The 4,244-nt window shown below is 39.3% G+C and carries 5 protein-coding genes; all 5 read right to left on the bottom strand.

What is annotated here, in order from left to right; genetic code table 11:
* Positions 1-241: 241 nt before the first annotated feature.
* A complete protein-coding gene (locus tag Q0296_RS06880) occupies positions 242-1,690 on the bottom strand; it encodes a Ppx/GppA phosphatase family protein (RefSeq protein ID WP_298038507.1) in 1,449 nt (482 codons plus the stop codon).
* A 3-nt stretch (positions 1,691-1,693) separates the two neighbouring features.
* The gene (locus Q0296_RS06875; RefSeq protein ID WP_298038503.1) at positions 1,694-2,911 is read right to left on the bottom strand and encodes a HAMP domain-containing sensor histidine kinase; all 1,218 of its coding nucleotides are present in this window, start codon (positions 2,909-2,911) and stop codon (positions 1,694-1,696) included.
* A 38-nt stretch (positions 2,912-2,949) separates the two neighbouring features.
* Complete coding sequence (hsrA, locus tag Q0296_RS06870) at positions 2,950-3,621, bottom strand: homeostatic response regulator transcription factor HsrA (RefSeq protein WP_002942555.1); 672 nt, start codon at positions 3,619-3,621, stop codon at positions 2,950-2,952.
* 76 nt (positions 3,622-3,697) lie between these two features.
* On the bottom strand, positions 3,698-4,024 hold the full coding sequence (locus tag Q0296_RS06865; RefSeq protein ID WP_012001302.1) for a dihydroneopterin aldolase: 327 nt from the start codon (positions 4,022-4,024) through the stop codon (positions 3,698-3,700).
* Positions 4,021-4,244 (bottom strand): glycerol-3-phosphate acyltransferase (locus Q0296_RS06860; RefSeq protein ID WP_298038496.1); only part of this gene is annotated, 224 nt, incomplete at its 5' end. The genes Q0296_RS06860 and Q0296_RS06865, both read right to left, overlap by 4 nt.

Below are 4,244 nucleotides of genomic sequence, written 5' to 3'. Positions count from 1 at the left end.
GCTTGCAGCTTAGCTCAAATTTTAGAGCCGAAATTACTCGTTCATGAAATTTTAAAATTTGTTTGACACACTAAAAACATGGCACTTTGACGCTACTACATACTTTGAACGTGTGCGGGACTTGAGGGATAAAAAGAGTGGCTAAGGGACGGACTTCGTGTCTACATTGCGAGCCTATAAAGCAAAATAGAAGCCTTTACCCCTCCTATTTATTTATAAATTTGACCACTAGCTTTTTAATCTACACAAACGAAATGGCAAAAATTTCAGGTTTTGCGATCTTTTTGATCTCCTCTTTTGCCATGGCAAATTCTTTTGCACCATCTATTTTTAGCGTATGGCCGCTAAACTCAAAGCTTAAATTTAGCTTCTCGCAAGTTAGATCAAGTGCCTTAGCAAGTGCAAGTATAAAGCTTAGCCACCTCACGCACTCTGCCTTTGGTAGTAAATTTTTAAATTTTTCAAATTCATAGACATTTTTCTTACCATTTGTGCCAATGATCGCAGCAATAAGCGCCTTTTGCTCGTGTGAAAAGCCGTAGTTTAGGGCGTTTAAGACGATGTAGGCTGAGTTTTTATGATCGCCGTAAAAGCCGATCTCTTGACCGACGTTGTAGAGTTTAGCGGCGATTAGCAGCGTATCAAGGTAGCTCTCATTTAGCCCGTGAAGCTTTTTGAGCGCCATAAAAATATCCTTTGCGTACCTTGTCACTGCTTTGCTGCACGAGAGGATGAAGCGGTCTTGCAGGCTTTTTATGCTTGGGTTAAAATTTTGCGGAAATTTTATGCTTGGACGTAAAAAGTCTTTCAAAAAGACGCCCTCTCTCACGCCAACGCCGCTTGTTATGACGTTTTTAGCGTTTAGCGCCCTAGCGAGTGCTAAAAATATATGCGCGCCCTCTCTGATCGTGTCGTATCTGTCTTTTTTGATAGGAAATTTATTGAGCTCAAGCACGCTCACGTTTGCGATGCTCTCGATATATGTCTCCTCGTCGCCAAGCCTATATGAAAAGCCGTGAAGCGATGAGAGCGGATATAAATTTTTGCTCATTATGGCTGATGAGATCGCTCTTAAAGAGCCTCCGATCGCTATTAAATTTGGGCACTTAAATCGCTCATCTATCTGCGCTGTGATCTGCGACAGAAATTTTGGTAGTTTGTTTAAATTTTTCTTATCAAAAAATAGCTCTTTTAGCCTTACTGTGCCTATATCAAGTGAGAGGACATCGACTATCTTGCCGTTGCTTATCCTAGCAAGCTCAGTTGAGCCTCCGCCGATGTCAATAGTGATGCACTCAGCTAGATTATGAAGCAAATTTTTAGCCGCTATCGCTCCAAAAGTGGCCTCCTCCTTGCCGTCAATAACTTTTAAATTTATGCCAAGTTTTTTTCTTAAAAGCGAGATCAAAATGCCTGAGTTTGGAGCATCTCTAAGCGCTGAAGTACCGACGCATAGGACTTTGGAGCATTTATAGCTTTTTATGATGTTATCAAATTCGCTAAAAGCTTTGATGGCTTTTTGCATTGAAGCTTCTGAAATTTCGTTGTTTGAGCCGTATCCACCTTCGCCTAGTCGCACTTTGGTTTTGTATTCAGCTAGTATAAAAAATGCTAAGCGTGATGTGCGCTCAAATATTGCCATACGCATAGAATTTGAGCCAAGATCGATCACTGCGGTTCTCTTTGCCATTTTTTATCCTTTTAAATTTAAAACGAGGCTTGCAACTGCTCCGTTTGCACCCTCTCTATTTTTGATAGATATCTCAGCACCAAGTGCCTGTGCTGCACCTTTTGCGAGAAATAGTCCAAGTCCAGCACCACCTTTGTTGCCGTATCTTTTAAATGGAGCAAACAGGTCCTTGCTCTCATCTATGCCCACTCCCTCGTCGGTTACTTCGATGATAAATTTGCTCTTTTCAAGCTTCGAGCTAATCGTAATCGTGCTATTTTTTGGTGAAAATTTGATAGCATTTTGGACGAAATTTTGCACTATGTGAGTTAGCAGGCTGGTTTGGATGTTTAGATTAAAAATTTCAGGTTTTAGGTCGAGTGCGAGATTTTTTTCTTCACCTTTTGCTAGCACTTCGTAGTTTTTACCTAGTTTTTTTAAAAATGCGATCACATCGGTATTTACTGGCTCTTCAAACTGCGCGCCCTCTTGACGACCGATCTCAAGAACTGAGCCTATCATAGCGTTCATGCCGTTTATCGCCTCATTGTTTGATTTTAGCGCTTCTATGTATTTTTCGCTATCTCTTGGCTTTAAAAGCGTCACCTCGTTTTTTGTTTTCATAACGGCAAGCGGCGTCTTTAGCTCGTGAGCAACGCCTACAAAGAGCTCTTTTTGGTATAAAACGAAAGTTTGTATGCGAGTAATTAGCCTATTTATGCTATTACCAAGTGGCAAAAACTCATCTGGCAGGCTTTTGATATCGATCTCTTTTAGAAATTTCTCATCTAAATTTGTAAGCTTGTGACTTAAAATTTTTATAGGTATTAAAAGCATTCTTGATAAAAATAGTGCATAAAATAACACCAAAAGTATCGCTGTGACATTTACGATTATAATATCTATAAAAATTTCTTCTACTATCTGGCTTTGAAGCATCGTCTTTTTCTCTAGGACTAAGTAGTTACTATCATCTAGTCTTGTTGTTAGCGTGGTTGTGCTCTCATCTTTGATCTTTTGCATCACGAGGTAGGGTTTTTCGCCTTTAAGCTCGCCTGCTTTTATGGTGGCTAGAGTTTTGTTTGGGATTTCTATAGTAAAAGTTTTTAGATTGTTTGGATTAAAATTTTGAGGATTGTTCTTGTAGGCTGTGGCTTGCTGGTTTAGCTCGCTAACCACACTTTGAAAAACGGTGACTCTTATGTAGTGATAGAGCATCACCGAAACAACGGCAATTAGCATCATCGCACCAGACGCTAATTGCAGTATAAACCTATTTCTTAAGCTTTTTTGGGAAAGCAAAATCTATATCCGCGTCTTCTAACAGTTTCTATTGTTGAAATATTTAGCGGTTTGTCCATTTTTTGGCGGATTTGGTTGATAGCAACCTCGATAACGTTTGGAGTTACAAGCTCTGGCTCTTCCCAGATAGCGTCAAGTAGTTGCTCTTTAGATACGATCTGATCTGAATGTCTTGCAAGGTGAGTTAGTACCTCAAATGGCTTACCTTTTAGCTCGATGTCGCGGCCAAGATATGTGATCTTCTCTTCGTCAGGGTTGATGATAAGCTCGTCTATCTTGATGATATTTGTGCCGCCAAAGCGTAGTCTAGCCTCAAGTCTGGCTACTAAAATGTCAAAATCAAATGGCTTTTTGATGTAGTCATCAGCACCAGCTCTAAGTGCTTTTATCTCGCTCTCTTTGTCGTCTTTTGCAGAAAGTACAACTACTGAAGTGCGTGGAGATTTATGTTTTATGATGTTTATAAGATCAACGCCGTCACCATCTTGAAGCATCCAGTCAGTCAAAACTAAGTCATAGTTTCTGATGCCGATGTAGTACTCAGCGTCTTTAAAATTTTCAGAGCTATCTGTCTGATAACCAAACTCTTGCAACCCCTCAGCAATCGTCTTATTTAGCGTTACTTCGTCTTCTACTATTAAAATACGCATTTCTTTTCCTTAAACTAAAATTTATGGTCGATTGTATCATAAATTAAGAAATATTTCAAGATACTTTAATAAATTTTTAAAAAATAGTGCTGATTTTTGCACCGACAATTGCATTTGGTAAAATCTCGGTTTTTAAAATCTCCATATCTAAGCTAGTAAGTGAGCTAAACCTCTCTTTTAGCGCTTTGCAGGTTGCTTCCAATGATTCCTCTACGCTTTGAAATTTCATCTCATTGTAAAATTCTTTTATAAAATCAGCCACCAAAACATAATCAATCAAGCTAGTCGAGCGAAATTCTAAACTCACTTTTACTTCTTGCTTTGCAACTCGCTCAAAGTCAAACATCCCGATGACGGTTTGAAATTTATAATCCTTAATAATCGTTGTTATTTCACTTTTCATACGACTTTTTGCTCCTTGCCTGAAAGCAGGCGAACGATATTTGGTATGTGCTTATAAACTACCAAAAATGCGATGATAAGGATCGGCGCGTGAGTGTAAATTTCATCAAGCTCTGGGTGGATGATGAAGCTTGATGCGATGAGAGCTATCAGCGCGCATAGCGAGGCTAGAGAGCTTATCTTTAAAAACTTACCAACCAAAAACCAAACGACAAGAGCTA

This window comes from uncultured Campylobacter sp. (assembly GCF_937890585.1).
GTDB lineage: Bacteria > Campylobacterota > Campylobacteria > Campylobacterales > Campylobacteraceae > Campylobacter_A.
Note: the sequence above shows the minus strand (reverse complement) of the source record. Positions and strands in the feature narration are given on the sequence as shown.

Coding starts and splice junctions, on each gene's coding strand:
- Q0296_RS06880 (WP_298038507.1), bottom strand. CDS start 1,690: ATGGCAAAGAGAACCGCAGTGATCGATCTTGGCTCAAATTCTATGCGT.
- Q0296_RS06875 (WP_298038503.1), bottom strand. CDS start 2,911: ATGCTAATTGCCGTTGTTTCGGTGATGCTCTATCACTACATAAGAGTC.
- hsrA (WP_002942555.1), bottom strand. CDS start 3,621: ATGCGTATTTTAATAGTAGAAGACGAAGTAACGCTAAATAAGACGATT.
- Q0296_RS06865 (WP_012001302.1), bottom strand. CDS start 4,024: ATGAAAAGTGAAATAACAACGATTATTAAGGATTATAAATTTCAAACC.